The 19,061-nt window shown below is 53.0% G+C and carries 9 protein-coding genes; 2 read left to right on the top strand and 7 right to left on the bottom strand.

What is annotated here, in order from left to right; genetic code table 11:
• Positions 1 to 343: 343 nt before the first annotated feature.
• From ychF to KJW29_RS28995, 3 genes are all read right to left on the bottom strand, one after another.
• Positions 344 to 1,444 (bottom strand): redox-regulated ATPase YchF, encoded by a 1,101-nt coding sequence (gene ychF / locus KJW29_RS29005; protein ID WP_214627252.1) that lies wholly within the window; start codon positions 1,442 to 1,444, stop codon positions 344 to 346.
• A 649-nt stretch (positions 1,445 to 2,093) separates the two neighbouring features.
• The gene (locus KJW29_RS29000) at positions 2,094 to 6,497 is read right to left on the bottom strand and encodes a helix-turn-helix transcriptional regulator (RefSeq protein WP_214627251.1); all 4,404 of its coding nucleotides are present in this window, start codon (positions 6,495 to 6,497) and stop codon (positions 2,094 to 2,096) included.
• Between the two features lie 220 nt (positions 6,498 to 6,717).
• Positions 6,718 to 6,924: a hypothetical protein gene (locus KJW29_RS28995; RefSeq protein WP_214627250.1), complete on the bottom strand. Its 207-nt coding sequence runs from the start codon at positions 6,922 to 6,924 to the stop codon at positions 6,718 to 6,720.
• Between the two features lie 195 nt (positions 6,925 to 7,119).
• Between KJW29_RS28995 and KJW29_RS28990 the strand changes: the two genes are divergently transcribed.
• Entirely contained in the window at positions 7,120 to 10,986 is a 3,867-nt protein-coding gene (locus tag KJW29_RS28990) for a cadherin-like beta sandwich domain-containing protein (RefSeq protein ID WP_214627249.1), read from the top strand.
• A gap of 934 nt (positions 10,987 to 11,920) precedes the next feature.
• Positions 11,921 to 12,064: a hypothetical protein gene (locus KJW29_RS28985; protein WP_179215721.1), complete on the top strand. Its 144-nt coding sequence runs from the start codon at positions 11,921 to 11,923 to the stop codon at positions 12,062 to 12,064.
• 127 nt (positions 12,065 to 12,191) lie between these two features.
• Here KJW29_RS28985 and KJW29_RS28980 read toward each other — a convergent pair whose 3' ends face one another.
• The 4 genes from KJW29_RS28980 to KJW29_RS28965 form a co-directional block, all read right to left on the bottom strand.
• Entirely contained in the window at positions 12,192 to 13,070 is an 879-nt protein-coding gene (locus KJW29_RS28980) for a carbohydrate ABC transporter permease (protein WP_187103247.1), read from the bottom strand.
• A gap of 23 nt (positions 13,071 to 13,093) precedes the next feature.
• Positions 13,094 to 13,951, bottom strand: coding sequence for a carbohydrate ABC transporter permease (locus KJW29_RS28975; protein WP_214627248.1), 858 nt, complete (start codon positions 13,949 to 13,951; stop codon positions 13,094 to 13,096).
• 124 nt (positions 13,952 to 14,075) lie between these two features.
• Positions 14,076 to 15,419, bottom strand: a complete 1,344-nt coding sequence (locus KJW29_RS28970) for an ABC transporter substrate-binding protein (protein WP_214627247.1) — start codon at positions 15,417 to 15,419, stop codon at positions 14,076 to 14,078.
• 969 nt (positions 15,420 to 16,388) lie between these two features.
• Positions 16,389 to 18,785: an S-layer homology domain-containing protein gene (locus KJW29_RS28965; RefSeq protein ID WP_214627246.1), complete on the bottom strand. Its 2,397-nt coding sequence runs from the start codon at positions 18,783 to 18,785 to the stop codon at positions 16,389 to 16,391.
• Between the last annotated feature and the right edge of the window lie 276 nt (positions 18,786 to 19,061).

The following is a 19,061-nucleotide window of genomic DNA, read 5'->3' as shown; positions in this document are numbered from 1 at the left end:
TAACATATCGTGCGTCTCGATCGATATGGTTTACTTTTACATCCATTCAATCTCTATCCTCATTTAGTTAATCACAGCTTGTCCACAAAACTACCTGTTTTATCCACATTTAACTGCCGTTTTATCCACAGCGTGTGCACAGTATGTGCACATCTTGTCCACATCATGCTCAAAACAAGCAAAAAACGCCCAAATCGCACCGTTCTGGCCGATTTGGACGTTAATGGAATGGTTTCCCACATAGCATGCAAGGCATTATCCGCACTCATAAACTGATTAATCATGTTTCATACTAAATGTTTGCTGTGATTAGAGCCGTAGGGATCCGTTCATCCCCGCTTCCTTACACGTTGAAACGGAAATGCATGACATCGCCGTCGCGCACAACGTATTCCTTGCCCTCCAGGCGAAGCTGGCCTTTCTCGCGAACCGCTCCCATGGAACCCGCCGCGGCGAGATCCTCGAAGGACACAACTTCCGCCCGGATGAATCCGCGTTCGAAGTCGGTATGGATAACACCCGCTGCCTGCGGAGCTTTGGTTCCTTGACGGATTGTCCATGCGCGCACTTCCTGCACGCCGGCAGTGAAGTAAGTGTAGAGACCCAGCAGCTTGTATGCCGCGCTGATAAGACGATTCAGACCGGATTCCGCCATGCCGAGCTCTTCCAGGAACATCGCTTTGTCGTCGCCTTCCAGCTCGGCGATCTCGGATTCAACCTTTGCGCTGATCGGCACGACTTCCGCGCCTTCTTCTGCAGCGAATTTGCGGACGATCTGAACGTATTCGTTGCCGTCCGTGTCGGCCGCCTCTTCTTCGCTGACGTTCGTCGCGTAAAGCACCGGCTTCATCGTAAGCAAGTGAAGATCGCGGACAAGCAGCTTCTCGTCGTCCGTCAACTCCATGCTGCGAACCGGCTTGTCGTTATAAAGAGTTTCCTTTATACGCTCCAATAACTCAACCTCTTGAGCGACCTTCTTGTCGCCGGATTTGAGGTTTTTGCGGGAACGCTCGATCTTCTTCTCGACGGAATCCAGATCCGCGAGGATAAGCTCCAGGTTGATCGTTGTAATGTCGCTGATGGGATCTACTTTGCCAGCTACGTGCGTAATATTCTCATCCTGGAAGCAGCGAACGACGTGAACAATCGCATCCACCTCGCGAATATGAGCCAGGAACTTGTTGCCAAGTCCTTCGCCTTTGCTCGCGCCGGCAACCAGACCCGCAATATCAACGAACTCGAACGCAGTCGGTACGATGCTCTTTGGCACAACCAGCTCTACCAGCTTGTTCAGACGCTCGTCCGGCACTTCAACAACGCCGACGTTCGGATCGATCGTACAGAACGGGTAGTTCGCGGACTCCGCGCCCGCCTGCGTAATCGCGTTAAACAGAGTCGACTTGCCGACGTTCGGCAAACCGACGATACCACAAGAGAGTGGCATTTATATCATCTCCTAGTCTTTTCATCTTTGGTCATTATAACTTATGAGTGTACATTATTAAAGCCAAGTCACCGTTCATTAAGAACCTTCTTACTTACATAAGATCATAAAGGGTTAAGCGGCTTTTCAAATTATCGTTCCACGAGCAACCTTTTGTATAAAAAAAGCGACAGCCCAGGACGAGCAAAGTCCTGGGCTGCCGCTCTTACATTGAACTAACAACTCCCGATAGCTTAATATGTTATTGCTTGAATCTGTACTAAACTGGTGTTGAGGGGTACCGCGTTACTTACTCTTCCTTTTTAACTCCTTGTTCCTTTCCTCCCATTCGTGATACAGAGTATTAGTTAGTATTCCATCCAATTTCTTAAGCCAAGTAATAACCTCGGCTTTCACAAATGTTTGTTTACCTGTCTAATGGCAATCGTTTGCTTATGATATTTTCTTTGCGTTAGGATTAATAACTTGGGGCATAAATATGATTGAATGAATTACGAAAGCAGTTCGCCCACTCTCCAGATACGATAGGGCACCCGCCTGTATTGAAAAAGGCAGCAACCTATCGTAACAAGTAGTATGAACTGAAAATACTGCAATAATAATCTCCTTGTTTTTTGCGTCGGATTACGGGTCTGGTCTTGTTCAAGTGCTAATCAAGCAGCTTCAGCTCTTTCGCTTGCATGATGGCTTTTGTTCGGCGGTTCACCTTAAGCTTGGCGAATATATGCTTCACATGCACTTTGACTGTGCCTGCCGCAATGACCAGACGTTCCGCTATTTCTTTGTTGGAGAGCCCTGCTGCAAGCAACGCCAGCACTTCTAACTCGCGCTCGGTCAATGGCTCTTCTATCGCATCAGTTTGCTCTGGCATTGCTTCTGCATTGCTATTCACGGCGGAAGCTTCATTCGCGGAAGACTGGCGCAACACACACATCATTAGCGCTTGCGAGGCCATTGCTAACAGCACGCCGGTTTGTGCCGCATCGAGTACGCCGGTCGCAAGGCGATTCTCCAGAAAGAGTACGCCGAGCAGCGTGCCGTGGATCTTGACGGGCATGCAAAGCATGGACTGAGGGCAATGCTGCGCCATGTATGGGTTGCGAGTGACCCAGCTGTCCGGCTCTCCGTTATACACAACAGTCTCTTGCGTCCGGTAAACGTAGCGGACAATGCCCTCAGGCAGCAGCGGGCTGCCTTGCAGCTTTCGCTCGGCGGCGACAGGAGCTTCATTCGGCTCAGCGTACACATGGATCCGCAAATCGCCGTCGTTCGCCGACAGCAAAGCACCTGTGCCGGCGCCGGCATACGTCATAATGACCGTCAACAGCTCGGCAAGCATAGCATCCGCGCTGTCGCGTCCGGTAATGACGCGAGTTGCCCGCAGGATGGCAGCCAGTTCGGCCTCGAGATCGGAGGCGGAGCGTTTCTGCTTATCGGTAGCCGCTGCAGCTTTGATGGGCGTTAATTGTGTGTCGTGCAGACTGTCTTGGCCGGCTTGCCGCTTCTGCTCGTTCCGATTTCCGCTCTGTTTATTGTTGAGCTGCGCAATCTTCCCAGGCAGCTCCCATTCCGTATAGCCTTCAAGCGCTATCCGATTATAATGATAAGCGGCCGCATCCCGTCCGCTGCGCTCATAGAATCGTCCGGCGAGCTCGCCGCCGAGAGCCTTAACGCGCAGGTCGCCGTATTCGTAGGCTTCCCGAAGGGCCATATCATACAGCCGTTCAGCGTCTTTGATTCGTCCTCGCGACTCGGCGTAGGCGGCATGCAACAGCGTGCAGCGCGCTCGGAAGTTAGTCTCGCTGCCTTCCGCGAATCGGCGGAAACGGCGCAGCAGCTTTTGAATGCGGACAGCTTTGCCGCGCTGCGGCGCCCGTCCCTCGGCTGTGCAGGAGCCGATCATGGAGAGCGCTTCGTAGAAGCAGCATTCCGGCAAATGCGGAAGATGGGTTGCATACGGCTCGTGCGGCCTCGCTTTGGCACTCCATCCCTCGGCTTCCTTGTAGCGTCCCTCTAGGCAGAACAATTGCGCTTTGTACGTGCTGTATTGGTAAAGCGTCGTTGCAGCTGTTTCTTCTTGTCCGATACGGGCGAGAAACGTCTCTTCCGAAAAATAACCATCGTTGAAGGAAATCGGCGATTCCGTTCTTCCCTGCAGCGCAGCGATCCATTGCTCATACAAATAGAAGTTTTGCTGCACGAATTCGTCCTTTGTCGTCTCCAGCACGGTCATGTATTCGGCGATCACGCGCGCCATTTCGCTAAGCGAGCTGCGTGTATACAGAGAATTGACGTGACCGCCCATTGCGTAGCTGGCAAAAATATAATTCCCGGCATTCATGCCGTGGCGCATCGCCTGCGGCAAGTATCGGTCGGTTTCGCGTGCATCCCCGGCAAAGATGCTGCTGACTGCGCTGTACATCGTGAATGCCATGCTGCTGGCCGATGCCATGCCGCCGCTTTCGGCGAGTTGGATGCCCAGCCCCCCGAGTCTCTGGGCTTGTTCGTGATTGCGCCAAGCGGTTTCCGCAAGCATACCGTAAGCGGAGAAGACGACCGCTGTAAGCGGCGATTGGCCGCCACGCAGCGACACCCTCAGCGCGCGGCTCGTTAGCAGAAAGAAGATTTTTTTATCCGTAAAGAAGCTGGATGGCACAATCGCCGCAATTTGGTCTAATGAAGCGGATAGCCGAGGATCGGTCATCTCCGGCAGCATGTGCAATTGTTTCCGCGAGCGCAACAGCATCCAGTTTGTTTTCCATTTCTCGGTTAGAAGCCGCATCGGTCCCGGGTTAGAAGATAGACGAATACCCAATTCAGCCAAGCTTTGCAGTCCTAGCGCCGTTCCTTCGGCATATTTGCCTTGATTAATGAGTTGCATAATACGGATCATTCGAATGCGGCTGCGTTCAATCGGGTTGCGCGCCCGTGCAAGCAAACTTTCGATTCGCTCCAGCGAATCTTCCGCCTGGCCGCACAGATAGGCGCTTTCCGCCAAACGGGCGTGCAGCGCAAAGCATAATTCAAAGCGGTTGTTCCAGTGCTGCTCCTCCAGCAGCGAGCTGCCGTTGCGGAAATATCCGAGCGCGGCGTCATAGGCCGAAGAAGACAAGGCGTGATTGCCGGCTTTCAAATTCAGTACCGCGAGCGATAGCCTTTCTTCGTCGCCGCGAAGCAGTTCCGCCCCTCGATTCATATGCAGCGCCTGCTCGAACAGACGCTCATTGCCGTAGCCTGCGTCTTCGCTGCCAGCGGAGAGAGCTCGTCCAATCGCTAGATGGAGCTGCCGACGCTTTGCTTCGCCGATACGGCTGTAAATTAGCTTTTGAATACTGTCATGGGCGAAGCGGGCGCTCCCATCGGGCTGTGTCACAACCAGTCCTTCGACTTCCATCGAATGCCACACTGTCATGTGGTCTTCCGCTGATCGCCCGCATACTTGCGCAGCAAGATAGGTATTGAACAGGAAGCCAATGCAGGATGCGGCCTCCACCAGTAATAAGGCAGCTTGCGGAAGCAGGCCCAAACGATACTCCAGAAGACCGCCGATCTCGTATTCCGCTTCATCAACAGGGATAGAGTCTAGCTGCCATTGCCACATATTTTTGTCCAGCTGAAACTGCAACCGACGTTCGTCGCGCAATCGGAGCAGCAGTTGCTTAAAGTGGAACAGATTGCCGCCGGTACGCGTGGCAATAGCTGTACTCAGCGGTTGCGTCTGTTGCTCATCCGCGCCGAGCATATCTGCCGCCAGCCGGTTCAATGTCGTCATAGGCAGCGGAGAAAGCTGAATTTGTATGACGGCGGTTTGTTCCGATGCGCTTCCTTGATTGCTTAAGCCTGGGAGCTTGATCGAAGGGTCGAGATCGGGGCGATAGGAGCCGACGAGCAACAAGTATTGGCATTCCGGATCGCGAATTAACGCATCAAGCAGCTGCAGGGAGGAGGCATCCGCCCACTGCAAATCGTCAATAAACAGCACAAGGGGATGCTCCTTGGCCGCAAGCGCCTGCGCAAAGCGGCGGAACGCATAAAGAAATCGTTTGCGCGCTTCTGCCGTAGGCAGTTCCTCTTCGCTTCCGTCGGCGGTTCCAAGCAGCAGGCGGGCTTCGGGAATAAGGGCGGTAATGACGCCGGCAACACTGCCGATTGTCCGTGTCAGCTTAACGCGCAAAGCTTCAACGAAGGCTTCCGATTCGCCAAGCAGTCGGCGTATTAGACCGCTAAACGCTTTGACGATTGGCTCATAAGGAACGCCTGCGGCAAGCTGCTCGAATTTGCCGGAAATAAAATAATAGGAGTCGGCCAGCTTGCCGTCACGGAACGTTTCCTCAATTAGCCGCGTTTTTCCAATGCCGGCCTCTCCGTATACGTACACCGCCTCGGACGAACCAAGACAAACGGAACGAAACGCTTGCTCGAGCTGAACGGCTTCGGATTCCCGACCGTAAAATCCGGGCGCTCCGTGCTGAGCCGGATTTGCTTGTCCACAGCCTTCAAGCGCCGCCAGCAGGCTTTCCGAAGAAGCAAACCGGTTGTCCGGATTTTTATCCAGCAGCTTCAGCACGAGCTGATCCAGTGACGCCGGCAGCTCTGGAAGACACGCGCAAAGGGAAAGAGGGCTTTGCGCCAGGTGCATATACGTCCACTCCAGCGGATCATCCGCCGTAAAAGGCCGCTCACCTGCAAGCATTTCATAGAAAATAACGCCTAATGAATACAGGGAGCTGCGCTCATCCTCCTGCCGCCTCATGCGGCCGGTACGCTCAGGGGAGCAAAAAGGCCAGTCGGCTTCGCTCGGCGGTCCGCTGCGTTCAGGCTGCATAAGCCGGACTTCGCCGCTTGCGGTAATTGCAATGGTATCCGGCCGCAAATCGGGCAGCGGACAGCCTTGCTCGCTGCTTGCGGCAAGCGCGGCAGCCATTGCGCGGGCGAGCGGCAGAAATTGGTCCGAAGGCATCTTGGGCCGTGTGTTTAACCGTTCGCTTAACGTAATAAAGGGCAGGTGAATGGGCGGTTCTGGCCTGTTGTGGGAACTAGGGACATTCGACATCTATAAAACCATCCTTCGAGCAATCTGGGCATATATTCGAAAAATGAGGGTTTGTTGTTTGTGGGATATGACTGAATATTCCTCATAAACTAGTTTATCGCCAGTGGTTAACGATGTAAATTGTCGATTTACGGGATGAGAATACCTTCTAGTCATGGAGGAAGCAATAAAAAGCCAGCGCCAAATTCCCGGCGCTGGCTTTTTATTGCTTTCGATGGGTCTACTCGCCGATGCTTAAGACGAAGGTGACGATCGTAACAACTACGGTCGCGCTTAGCATGACAATAAAATACCATTTTGAAAACTTTCGTGTGAAGGTAGTTCCTTGCAGCCATGACCCTGCGTAAACAACAAAGGTAAAAATAATCATGAAGACCAAAGCAATTAATGCATTTTCCATCCGATCGCCATTTCCTTCCTTGTCCATGTCTTTGTTTTTCTATATTAAAGAAGAGATACAGGCTATTCCATACCTCCTTTGAGGTATATTTGCGCTAGAAATACGGATTAAACGAAAAAATACCCCAAATGGGTAATCGTTTTCTACAGCGCGGTGCATTAATCTTGTTGAAGTTAGAAGCAATTTAAAGTGCAATATTTCACAAACGAAAGGAATATCCGAATGCAAAAAAGAAGCTTACTCTCTACGCTGGCAGCCGTTACGCTGCTGCTGCCGCTAATTGGATCGCTGGCAACAGCCATTATGGTTATTCCTGTTAGCGCCGCAGCTGTTGTTACAGGAAAAGTCATGACCGGCTTTCAGAATGTGTACAACAATGTTTATGACGGCTACATCACGGAATACACGTTCAGCTCGGGCGGCGTTGTGCAGCAAAGCGCGTCTCCTCCGTCCGATGCCGATTGGATTACGCCTTCCAACATTAATGATACCGGCTGGGGCAATAGCTCGAACGAAGTGTATACTTATAGCAACTTTGGTGAAATTGATGATACAACCGACCCGATGAGTATTCCGCCAACGGCGGCTTGGGTCACGATTTCTTCATTTCAACTTTCGTGGGTACCCATTGAAAGTCCGGTTTATCATTATTCCGTTAACGGAACCGATGTTCTGACCGCCACGAATGCGCTGGACATTCCGTCCAACGCTTTATGGGCGACGATCGTTTCATTTAACGATGGTTGGAATCAAATTACCAACGAGACGTATACGACATACACGCTTGCGCGTGCCATTCCGTCCGTTATTTCGTTGGAGCTCACCTCCTTTAACGGTCAAGACGGTTATGTGAAAAACGGCAATGCGGTCATTCTTACGCTGCATACGGATATTCCGATTGCGAGACCTGTTCTGGAGATGGCCGGCAATAATATGCCGGTAGCGGGAAGCGGCACAAGTTGGAACGCCGTCCTTACAATAACCACATCACAAGTTCCTGATGGAAATTTGTCAGTATCCGCTGCGTTCTATTCGCTGGAAGGGGTGCCGGGACAGGTACAGGACAGCACGACGGACGGTTCATCCTTCATCGTAGACCAAACGGCGCCAGTCCTTTCCTATTCGCTGTCTCCCGCAGGCGCGACAAATGAGGATGTGACGGTACAGGTTACGGCGAACGAGGCAGGAATCGGTGTTGGACTGATGAAGTGGGCGCCAGGCGTGCAATCGGGAAATTATCTCCTCACCCAAGGAACGACGTTTACGGGAAGCTTTACGGCGGCAGCTAACGGATCCTATACGGTATTTGCGCAGGATCTGCTCGGCAACCCTACTATGTTTTTCATAACCGTCTCGAACATTGACCGTACAAATCCGACCGTATCGCTTGCGGCGAGTACGACCGCGCCGACGAATGCCGATATTGAAGTGACGGCGACGGTTGCCGATGATGTTGCCATAAACAAGCAGCTATGGGCTGCCGGCTTGCAGAGTGCGTCGTTTTTTCAATCGGGGAACGGAACCTCGTTTACCGATCAATTTGATGCAACCGCAAACGGTACGTATTCAGTATATGTCGAAGATACGGCCGGCAATTATGCGATAACGACCATTACCGTGTCAAATCTATTCAAGACGGGGCCTGAACTAACGCTGACGGCTTACCCGGAGACGCCGACGAATGATACGGTAATGGTAGAGATTGAAGCACAAGCCGATGGGGAGGATGAAGGCAACGCTCTTGTTGCGCTCCTCTGGGCCGAAGGCAACCAGGAGATCGCGTATTTTACTGACGGTGGCGGTCAGGACGTTCTTGCCGATCAGGCATTCGAAGCGAGCGACAATGGACCCTATACGGTTTATGCACGAGATACGGTTGGCAACGAGAAAATAACGGTTATAGATATAACCAATATTGACCTTACAGCACCTACGCTGACGCTGACGCCGGACGTTACCGCTCCGACTAACCATCACGTTACGATCACGGTGACTGCGGAGGATTCTGACAGCGGCCTCCGTTATGTGAGATGGTCTGCAACGGAACCGAATTTTGATAGTCCGTGGCCTTCCAGCGAGGTCGAGGACGACGAATTTACCGTCGAATCGAATGGAACATACACGGTTATTGCTTACGACAATGCGGGTAATAAAACGCTTCGTCAGATTAGCGTGACGAACATCATGAACGACGTTCCTACGGTGCTGCTGCGTCCCGGGACGACCGCGCCTGTTGGCAATAAAGTTTCCGTAGCAGTGGAAGCCGCTGCCGTAGGCGCGGGCAATGCGATTGACGTTATGTTGTGGGCACCGGGCGATTTGCCAACCGGCTTTTTCCGTGAAGGGATAAGCGACGATATTACGGAAGAGATGCAGTTCGAGGTGACGACGAACGGAATATACACCGTCTACGTTCGGGATATTGCCGGCAACGAAGCTTTAGAGAAGATACAAGTTGACAATATTCGGAGTACGAATGCAGCACTTGCGGAGCTCATCGCGTTAAACGTCGAAGAGGAGCTGTTGATTTCTCCGACTTTCGATTCCGAACAGCTGCATTATGCGCTGCAAGTCGGCAGTGATGTACAATCGATCATGTTGACAGCCGAGGCTGCTGACGAATCGGCCTCTGTTACCGTTGACGGCAATCCCATTGCCGCCGGCGATTCGGCTTCGGTTACGCTTCTTCCCGGCGCAAATACGATTCGTATTGTGGTGACCGCTCAGCTTGCTTCCGTAACACGGACATACACCATTGAAGCTACCCGCGAAAAGAGGGTGTCCTCCGGAAGCGTGCAAAAAAGTGTGTTTGTTGCTGAACTGAACGGCAAGCTTACAACGGGGCTGAATGAAACAATTACCAGAGGTCCCGATGGCATGATTATGTATGGCCTGAAGCTTGACGATGCGACAGCAATCGCCGCTCTTGCGGGGACAAACGGCGAGAATGAGCTGCGTATTGAACCAAATGGCGAAGCCGCTCCACAGATTGATGCGGTTACACTTACGCTGTCGGCAAAGGTGCAGTCACAACTGAAGGAAAAAGGCATTAGGCTTACTTTGGATAGTGGCGACGCTATATATGAACTGCCAGCCGGATTTGCGGCTAACGGGGGCGGCGAGCTGATTGTGCAACTAAAGTCGCTGCGCCAGTCAAAGGACGCTAACCAACTGCTCAACGGCGCGACTGCCGCCCTCACTAAAGAGTGGCAACTGAAGCCTGTGGGCGTTCCTGTTGCTTGGACAACAAATGCAGCAAGCACAGCTGACAGTGGTCGATTGGTAATGCCGTTGCCGGAAGGACTTGACGCCACAGCGCTGCGCAAGCTTGCTGTCTACTCGGAAATCGACGACGATTACAAAACAATCTCAGCCGGCACAGTCCGCTACGATTCGCAAGGACACGCATCAGATATTGTGGTTGACGCCAATGCTTCAGGCCGCGTGATGGTGCTGCAAGCTGAGCCTCTAGCTGTCAAGTATGATCGCTACATTAACGGTTATCCTGACGGCAGCTTCGCTCCTTCGCATACTATAATGCGGGCGGAGTTAGCGGCTCTTCTCATGAAGTTATCTACGTTAGAAGCCGATACTAAGAGCGGCGAGGCAGCTGCTGCTGATTACGGCGATGTGCCGCATACGCACTGGGCGGCTGAGGCTATCGACTATGTAACTGCTGCCGGTTGGATGGGCGGGGGATCGAACGGCTTGTTCCGTCCTGGTGATCCGCTGACGCGAGCGGAGCTGGCTGCCGTGCTTGTGCGGTGGCGCGAGGTGCAGGCAATCGGGCATACTGATTTTGCCGATGCGGATTCCCACTGGGCTTCCACGGCAATTGCCTCCGCCGAGCGGGAAGGCTGGCTGGTTGGTTACACAGACGGCAGCTTCCGTCCTGATGCCGGCGTGACGCGTGCTGAGGCGGTCACAGTGCTGAACCGCGTGCTTGGACGTCCATCACTTACGGAGGACAGGCTGGACTGGTCCGACGTACCATCCTCCCACTGGGCGGCTGATGCTATCCGATCCGCTTCGCAATCGTTCGAAGCGCTTCATTATCTCAGCGGCGAGATCAGGCTGATCGTCAAGTAAGAGTATAATTTAACTCTAAGTAAACAAAAAGAAACGGTTTGTTATGGATGAGATTTTTTCTTATCTTTCACAGGATAATGTTTTCGCAGCTTAACGAATTTTCCTAATAAGAATCTATATGATACAGTAGTAATCACCGTATTGTGCATGGTCAAAGAGACTATCTTCGTGAGTTGTTTGGTTCGTTTGAATAATAAAAACAGCCGCTCGAATGTGAGCGGCTGTTTTGTGCTTTGCTAATTTCATTATGGAGAACCGCTTGTTCTTTCTTAGACATGGAGAGTGACTCGACAACTTTCACCGTTATTGTTACATAGCCTTATTACGTTTCCATTTACATGCTCGCCTCGTCCCTATTCCATAAAGATTATTAAATGCTTAACTACCCCACAGCTTAACGACACAAAAAGCAGCTGCCGCGGTGGCAATCTGCTCGATCGTCGATCTAAAGTTCTCCGTTAATGTTTTCACTATCAACTGCCTATAACTAGTCCAGTCTATCCATTCTTTTTTAAAGGAATTTCAGTAATTACCTTGTTCCCCAATAGTACGAGCAATGTTGAATCAAGAGCGGATTTTCGCACCTCTTCATAATCTACGCCCCTTTTAATGGCGTACTCATACCGAAGAATGTTTGCTGTCTGTATTACATTGACAACTCCCGTCATTATTCCCTAGCTCTCCCTACATTGAACGTACTACGGCCAATCGCCGAGCCAATCCAAAACGGTTGTAGGCTGTAACCTGAGAAATTCGGTCTACAGGCCCTGGCGGCGCGACCTTGGAAGCTGTAGCCCGTGAAATTCGGATTTTAGCTTCCAAAGCCGCCATGTGGCGCACGCGCCAGCCAGAAGGCTGTCACTTCTTCCGCTCCCCATCCGAATGACGCCAGCCGCATCCCGGCAATACTACCGTCAGGAGGAGGTGACTCCGCATGGAAAATCAATCACGCAAGGGCAATTACAAAGGCACTACGCATATGAAAGCCAAGAACCAGGATATGGCCTTCGTCAATGACACGATCGAAGACGCCAAGTCTGTGACCAACTTCTCGTCCAAGAAAAAGAAAACCGACTAGGCAATTAATCGCGGCTGCGTCTCCCGATCAACGCCAACTAGCCACGCACTTGCCGATCGCGATCGGCTGGTGCGTGGCTCTTGAACATTTTGCGAAGTATCTGCGCTTTCTGGCCCGCATCAAGCCCTCACCCCTTAACCGCGCCCTCCGTCAGTCCCTTCTCGATATACTTCTGAATGAACAGATAGATGATGAGGACCGGCACAACCGTTAAGGATACGGCGGTTGCCATGAGGCCAAAGTCCGTGCCGTATTGTGAGCTGATCTCGCTAAGGAGCAGCACGATCGGACGGACGTTCTCCTTGCTAACGAAGATCAGGGCGGAGAACAGGTCGTTGTACGACCACAGGAAAACGAAGATGCTCGCGGAGGCAAATGCCGGCCGGCCGATCGGCAGGAAGATCTTTATGAACATCGTCCAGCGGTTGCAGCCGTCGATGAACGCCGCTTCCTCCAACTCCTTCGGAATGGTGGACAGATAACCCGCAAGAACGAGAATGGCGAACGTCAGGTTGCCAGCCGTCTGCGGGAAGATAAGACCGCCGTACGTGTTGGCCAGCTTCCAATGAATGAGCAGCTCGTAGACGGGAACGACCGTCGCGAAAGCGGGAATGAGCAGACTGGCGTACAAGATCGAGAAGATGACCTTCCTGCCGCGGAATTGGAACCGGGACAACACGTATGCGGCCAAGCCGCCGAACAGAAGCACCAGCAGCACGGTGCTGCCGGACATAATGAGGCTGTTTAGATAACCCTTGCCGATATTGATGCGGTCGAACGCGTTTGTATAGTTAACCATGACTGGATCCAATGCGAGTTTAAACGAATTGTTCATGACTTCCCGGGATACTTTGAACGAATTGTTCACGATCCAGAACAACGCGTAGATGGTTGTGAGCGACCAGCCGAATAAGACGGCGTACATTAGAATCGTACCCAGCGGGAAACTGCGCCTCTTCATCGTGACGCTTCTAGGCCCAAGCTCTCTTTTGATAGATTGTTGCATCGTCGTACACCCCTATTGCCAGCTTAGTATGTGATTTCGTCTCTCTTCAGCAGACGGTTGGCGAGCAGCGACAGCAAGACGCCGAATACCACGATATAGATCGCGATCGTCGAGCCGTAGCCGAAGTTCTGATCCACGAGCGCTTTCTTGTACATATAAGTTCCGAGCACCTCAGTGCCGCTTTGGCCGCGGGTGAGAACGAATATGAATTCGAATACTTTCAGCGTACCCGTGATCGCCAGCGTAATCACGACTTTGATATCGCTCATAATAAGAGGAATCGTAAGCAGGAACGTCTTTTTGACGCCGGTAATACCCTCGAGCTTGGCCGCCTCGTAAAAGTCCGCGGGAATCTTGGACATCGCCGTCAGGAACAGCACGAAGTAGAATCCTACATAATGCCACACGGTTGGAACCGCAACCGCCTTGAGCGCGTTGCTTTCGCTAAGCCACAATATTTTATCGAAACCGAGATTCTGAAGAATGTTGTTAAGCAGGCCGAACTGAAAATTGTAGAACAGGACGAACAGCAGAGCGATGGCCGTTCCGGAGATTACGACCGGGAAGAAAAATACCATCCGGAAGAAGCCTTTGCCCCAGGTTACATTGTCGACCAATACGGCCAGAACAAGGGCGATGCCGACTTGGAATACGATAACGTATAACATCAATTCCAGCGTGTGCAGCGTGGCAGCCCCTAATAGCTCGTCGGAAAACATCCGAGCATAGTTGTCGAATCCGACAAACGTCTTGCTAAAGAAACCACTCGTCCGGAAGAAGCTTAAGTACATGCTCTTAAAGAACGGGTAGTACAGGAATATCGACATAAAGACTGCTGCCGGCAGCAGAAATAAGAAGATATACTTTCGATCGCCCTTCATCCTTATCACCTTTGATGTTTATTTTCTGGCGCATGATGGCCGTAGAATAACGCCGCCGCTCCCTGTCATGTAGAGCGGCGGCGGCTATGCGTTCATGCGTTCGAATGGTTCTCGCTGATTGCGATTACTGCACCTCGATGGCTTTCGCCGCTTCCAGAAGCTGAGCTGGCGTTTTCTCGCCTTTCAGCATCGGTTGTACTTTGCGAAGCTCGGTAAAAGTCTCCGGCTTCACCTTGGAGTCGATCGGTCCGTTAACGGAAGTGGCTTCGGATACCATCGCGAAACCGTCGAGCACGGCTTGCGCCACACCTTCCGGCTGTACGCCGGCTGCCGCCGGAGTGCCGCCGTTCGCCGTTGCGATCGTTTTGATGCTTGCCGCGGATGTCAGGTGTTTCAAGAGTGCGATGGTTGCGTCTTTTTTAGCCGCGTTGTCGTAAGCCGCTTGCGACATGTAGAAACCGGTACCGAAGCCGCCTACTACATCTTTGCCCGTTCCCACTCCGCCTGGAATCGCAGGGAAAGGAAGAACCGTCGTATTCGCCTTCACGTCGTCGGAGAAGCCGCCGATCGCCCACGAGCCTTCCAGAATCATAGCGGCCAGACCTTCGGAGTAGTAGTTCCCCGCCATGCCGAGGTCAATCGTCGCCGCGTCCTGCGGGAATGCGCCAAGGTCATACAGTTCTTTCATAGCCGCGAAACCTTTTTCCCAGTTCGGATCGATGCCGTCTTTCAAACCTTTGTTCTGACCCTCGGAACCGGCAGCGGCCAGTACGAAGTGCTCGATCAGGTAGTGGGATTGGTCGAACGGTCCGGACAAAGGAATGATGCCTTTCTTCGCGAACGCGCTAACTGCGGCTTTCATTTTATCCCAGTCGGTCGGAAGCTCCACGCCGTTCTCTTCGAACAGCTTTTTGTTTACCATCAGACCTTCGAAGAAGCCCGTCAGAGGAATCGCGTACGTCTTCCCGTCAGGGGAAGCGTTCTTTACGAAGTCTAGAGCCGCAGGCGCGAATCCGTCCTTCCAAGCCGCGTCGCCGGCCAGGATATCGTCCATCGCCACCACTTTGCCGGCTTTGATGATCTCGTTGGCATCAGCGCCTACAAAGTAGAACAGCAGATCCGGCTCGTTGCCGCTTGTCATGTCGGTGTTGACTTTCGTGCGGAAGCCGTCGTCGTTCGCGGACATCACGTCGTTAACGACTTTCACGTTCGGGTTGGCTGTCGTAAATTCGTCGATGACGGCTTGGAAGGCTTCCTTCGCGGCATCCGTTCCGCCGAATGTGGAGAATACGCGAAGCTCCACTTTCTCGGCCGGCTTCTCGGTCTCCACGGCCGCATCAGTCGGAGAGGCGTTGCCGCCTGTATTGGTATTCACCTTGTTGCCGCCGCCGCCGTTATTGCCGCAAGCCGCTATGAACATCGTCATAACGAGCAATACGCTAAGGATGGACAATGCCGATTTTTTCACCTGAAAATCCCCCTCAAGATTATTAGGCCCCACCGCTGTCCGGTCAGGACGACCGAAACGCGATTGCCTTACAACCTCATGTTAGGGCAAGTCGAGGGATACTTTCTACGGCGCGAAGGGTGACATTCATCTGATGGGCGGGGGGACATTTATCGCGAGATCAGGGGGACATTTCTATTGCCGACCGTGCTTGCACCTGGCATGTCCGGAACAGCGGCCTCTCTGCACATTTGTGCATTTCTCCCCAATCAGCCATAGGCGTTTCTAACGCCTATGGAGGCTAATCACAGTTACTTTCCCATCCATCGGCGTTTTTAACGCCCATAGCGGCTCGTTCGCCTACTTTTTGCAGCCATAGGCGTTTCTAACGCCTATGGAGACTAATCACAGTTACTTTCCCATCCATCGGCGTTTTTAACGCCCATAGCGGCTCGTCCGCCTACTTTTAGCTCAATTTTCCATCATCCGGCTTTCCGATATATGAGCCCAAACTTTCTCAGTCCGCAGCTACACAGCGAAGAAAGAGAGTAAGTCGCCGCCTTTGAGTTGCAGGAGCGGGCAGCTTCGTTTGGCGGCTAGCAGCTTGAAAAGCAGCCGATTGGCGAGCTTTAGAGCGGTGACGCCGACTTGGTCTCTACCCGCTAGAACTGCTCCCAGCATTCCGAGGAAGGCGAGACGACTGTCTCCACCCTTTGGCGGCATGGCTCGTAACAATGCCGAGAATGATAGTTCAAGTAAAGAAGTTTTATCGCCAATCGAATTTCAGATTTCCGATAGGCTCGGAAACTTATAAATTCGCTGCCTGTGGTATGCTTGGGACTTTCACCTTTCACCCGTTAGTCGTAGCGCTGCCATGCGCACCAAAAGGGCAGTCCGCCATGGCGGACTGCCCTCCCTTTCGCGTATCGCGCTTCTTTCTTCTGGTTCCTGCTTCTGGTTCCTGCTTCTGGTCCTACCTACTTCTGCTCCCTACATTCTAAGCGAATTTTCCTGCAGCTCGGCCCGCTTCTGCAAGTAACGGTAGAACGCGATGGACGCCTCCGCTCTTGTCACTTGCTTATCTGGCTGGAACCGGCCGTCCGACAAGCTCATAATGCCGAGTCCCACTACGATTGCAGACTGCCCCTTGTTATCGATGTCGGCTTCGTCCTTAAAGGATACTTTGAACAGATGGTCGTTGTTCGCAAGAGAATTGTATCCCAGCGCCCGGACGATCAGCTCGGCCATCTCGTCGCGGCTTACCTTCCCGTCGGGATTGAAGGAGCCGTCCCCTACGTCGATCAGGTTGCTTGCGGCGGCTGCCTGCACATAGGAGAAATAGGCGGAGTCGGCCGCGACGTCGTTGAACATTGCTTTTGCTTGATTGCCGGAAGACATTCCTTCGTAAGCGACGTATCGTCCGCCGCTGCTCGCCAGCACAAGCATCTTGATCAGCTCGCCTCTGGTGATCGCTTCGTTTGGACGCACCTTGCCGTCATCCAGATCCAGCGCCTTGTAGGCAACCATCAACTGCAGCGATTGCTCGGCCCAATGGCCTTCCGCATCCGTCGCCCGCGGGAGCTCAAGCGCCGTCTTCTCGCCCGTCTCCATGCTTCTCCAGTCACCGGTAACCGCGTCCAGATAAACGCTCTCGTGCACCTGCTTCGATGTCAGCTGGTAGACCAATTCCACAGTCGTCTTCTGCTTCAGATCCTCACTGATTTCCCCTGCCGCAATCATGACGTTCACTTTCTCGATCGGCATCGGTTCGCCGTCCCACCAATATTGCGTGTTCATCCGATACTGCAGCTTCGTGTCGTAGAAGCCCATCCAGCGATCGATCGCCTCGTCGGCCGACAACACGGCCGGCTTTTGGGCCGGATAGACATAATCGGCGATAGACGCTTCGAAGGATTGGATATTTCCGCTGCGGGCGTCGATCGAGACGTACACCCGATCGTATTCCACGACAGCTCCATGTACCCGATGCTCGAAGGAAATGGAGTAGCTCCCGATCTCCTCGGGCTTGCGATCCTTGTATTGCTCGGCTTCCGGTACGACGACATGCAGCTCATGCGTCAGCCATGGCAGTTGCTTTCGTACGGTATCCTCCGCCTTCTTCACCGCAGACTCCAACGTGATGGATGGCGAGGATGCGGCACTGCCAGCTTCGTTTGGACCATATTGATAGAAGCTGCGGATCACCCCGCTCTGGCTGTCTACGCTGGCCCAAGCGCCGCCGTTCTCGCGGCCGTCCTTCTCGATCGTCCAGTTAAGATCCCAATAGGAACGCGTCTTGCCCGTCGTTTCGTCCACATATTCGTTGTACGTCGCTTGCTGGAACACAGCGCCGCCAGGCAAGGAGAACGCCTTCTCGACGGCTTCCCGCGCGGCGTCTTCACTCTGCTTGCCCGCACGCGGCTTCGTTCCGAACGGTTTGTCGCTGAGCGGCTTCTCGGACACCTTGCCTCCCCGCAAGCCCCCATAGTATTGGAACACTTCGCTCCGCTCCCCCGTCACCGCATCGACAGCGAAAGCAGGCAGGGCGTAGCTGAGCGCAGGCTCCAGCTTGCCGCCCGCATTGTAAGGAACGATGTATCGCAGCTGCGGAGCAGCCGCCTTACGAATCGCGTCCTCCGCCTCCGCATCGGACAGTATGTCGCTCTCCTTGGGGAAGACGATTGTCTCATCCCAATTCATTTCGAACGACTGCACGTGACCGTCGCTGTCCAGCTCCACTTGTATGTAATTGGCAGGGAAGAAAATTCCGTTTACAACACGCTCATATCTAAGCGTATGAATAACGGCTCCCGTCAGCGGCGGCAGCAGGCTCACGCCGAACGACTCATTGAGCCTCAGCTCCCCCAAGTAAGTGCCCGCAACCTGGCCGATAAAAGTTTTGGCAAGCGCCTTGGCATCCTCCCGATCTACCTTCAGCGGATAGACCGGCGGCGCGCTCGGCTCGTCCGAGTAGACACGGAAGTTCAACAATTGACCGGTATTGGCGTCAAGCGAGGCGTAGATGCTGCCCCGTTGCTTGCCGTTGACGCGTTTGATGAAGTTGAGCGTCCAATAACTCCGCGATCCATCCGCCAGCTTCGACGTGCCGCTGCTGGCTCCCTGCAGCGTGTATTCCTCCGGGATGCTGACATATTGCCGTAGCAGGCTCTCCGCCTTGGACTTGCTGATCGCTGTCTTGACATTGGCACCCGAGGCTGCCCCTGTACCTGGATTAGCCGCGCCTTCTCCCGACTCGACCTTCGCCGGCAAGCTTCCGCCCGCGGCCGAAGTGTCTGCCGATACCGGCACAGCCCAAGCCGTCGTCAGCATGGCCAGCGCAATCGCCGCAGCCGCCTTTCTTTTTCCATTTCCCTTCCAGTTACTCAAAGTCATTCCCCTTTCCACTTGTAAATTTATTCATATTAAAGACGATCTTTTAATGGGAATGGTTGCGTTTGCGATATAAATATTCACAGCAATTTTCGAAGCCGACCACGCTCTGTCGAAACACTATTTAATCCATCGAATGGTAGATGCAGCAAAATATGTTCAGAAAATGTTCAGTAAGACCAACTACATTAATAGTCGTTAGAATTGCATGTCTTTGGGCTCATGAGTGAAAAAACAGGAAGTCGATCTTACGCCAAACTTTAGAGAAGGGCA

The sequence above is a fragment of the Paenibacillus agaridevorans genome (assembly GCF_018604145.1).
Taxonomy (GTDB): Bacteria; Bacillota; Bacilli; order Paenibacillales; family Paenibacillaceae; genus Pristimantibacillus; species Pristimantibacillus agaridevorans.
The sequence above is the reverse complement of the archived record's forward strand: the minus strand, read 5'-3'. Positions and strand labels throughout refer to the sequence as shown.

Bases quoted from the DNA above. Each gene is read 5' to 3' on its own strand.
- KJW29_RS29000 (WP_214627251.1), bottom strand. From the start codon at position 6,497: ATGTCGAATGTCCCTAGTTCCCACAACAGGCCAGAACCGCCCATTCAC.
- KJW29_RS28990 (WP_214627249.1), top strand. From the start codon at position 7,120: ATGCAAAAAAGAAGCTTACTCTCTACGCTGGCAGCCGTTACGCTGCTG.
- KJW29_RS28995 (WP_214627250.1), bottom strand. From the start codon at position 6,924: ATGGACAAGGAAGGAAATGGCGATCGGATGGAAAATGCATTAATTGCT.
- KJW29_RS28980 (WP_187103247.1), bottom strand. From the start codon at position 13,070: ATGCAACAATCTATCAAAAGAGAGCTTGGGCCTAGAAGCGTCACGATG.
- ychF (WP_214627252.1), bottom strand. From the start codon at position 1,444: ATGCCACTCTCTTGTGGTATCGTCGGTTTGCCGAACGTCGGCAAGTCG.
- KJW29_RS28985 (WP_179215721.1), top strand. From the start codon at position 11,921: ATGGAAAATCAATCACGCAAGGGCAATTACAAAGGCACTACGCATATG.
- KJW29_RS28975 (WP_214627248.1), bottom strand. From the start codon at position 13,951: ATGAAGGGCGATCGAAAGTATATCTTCTTATTTCTGCTGCCGGCAGCA.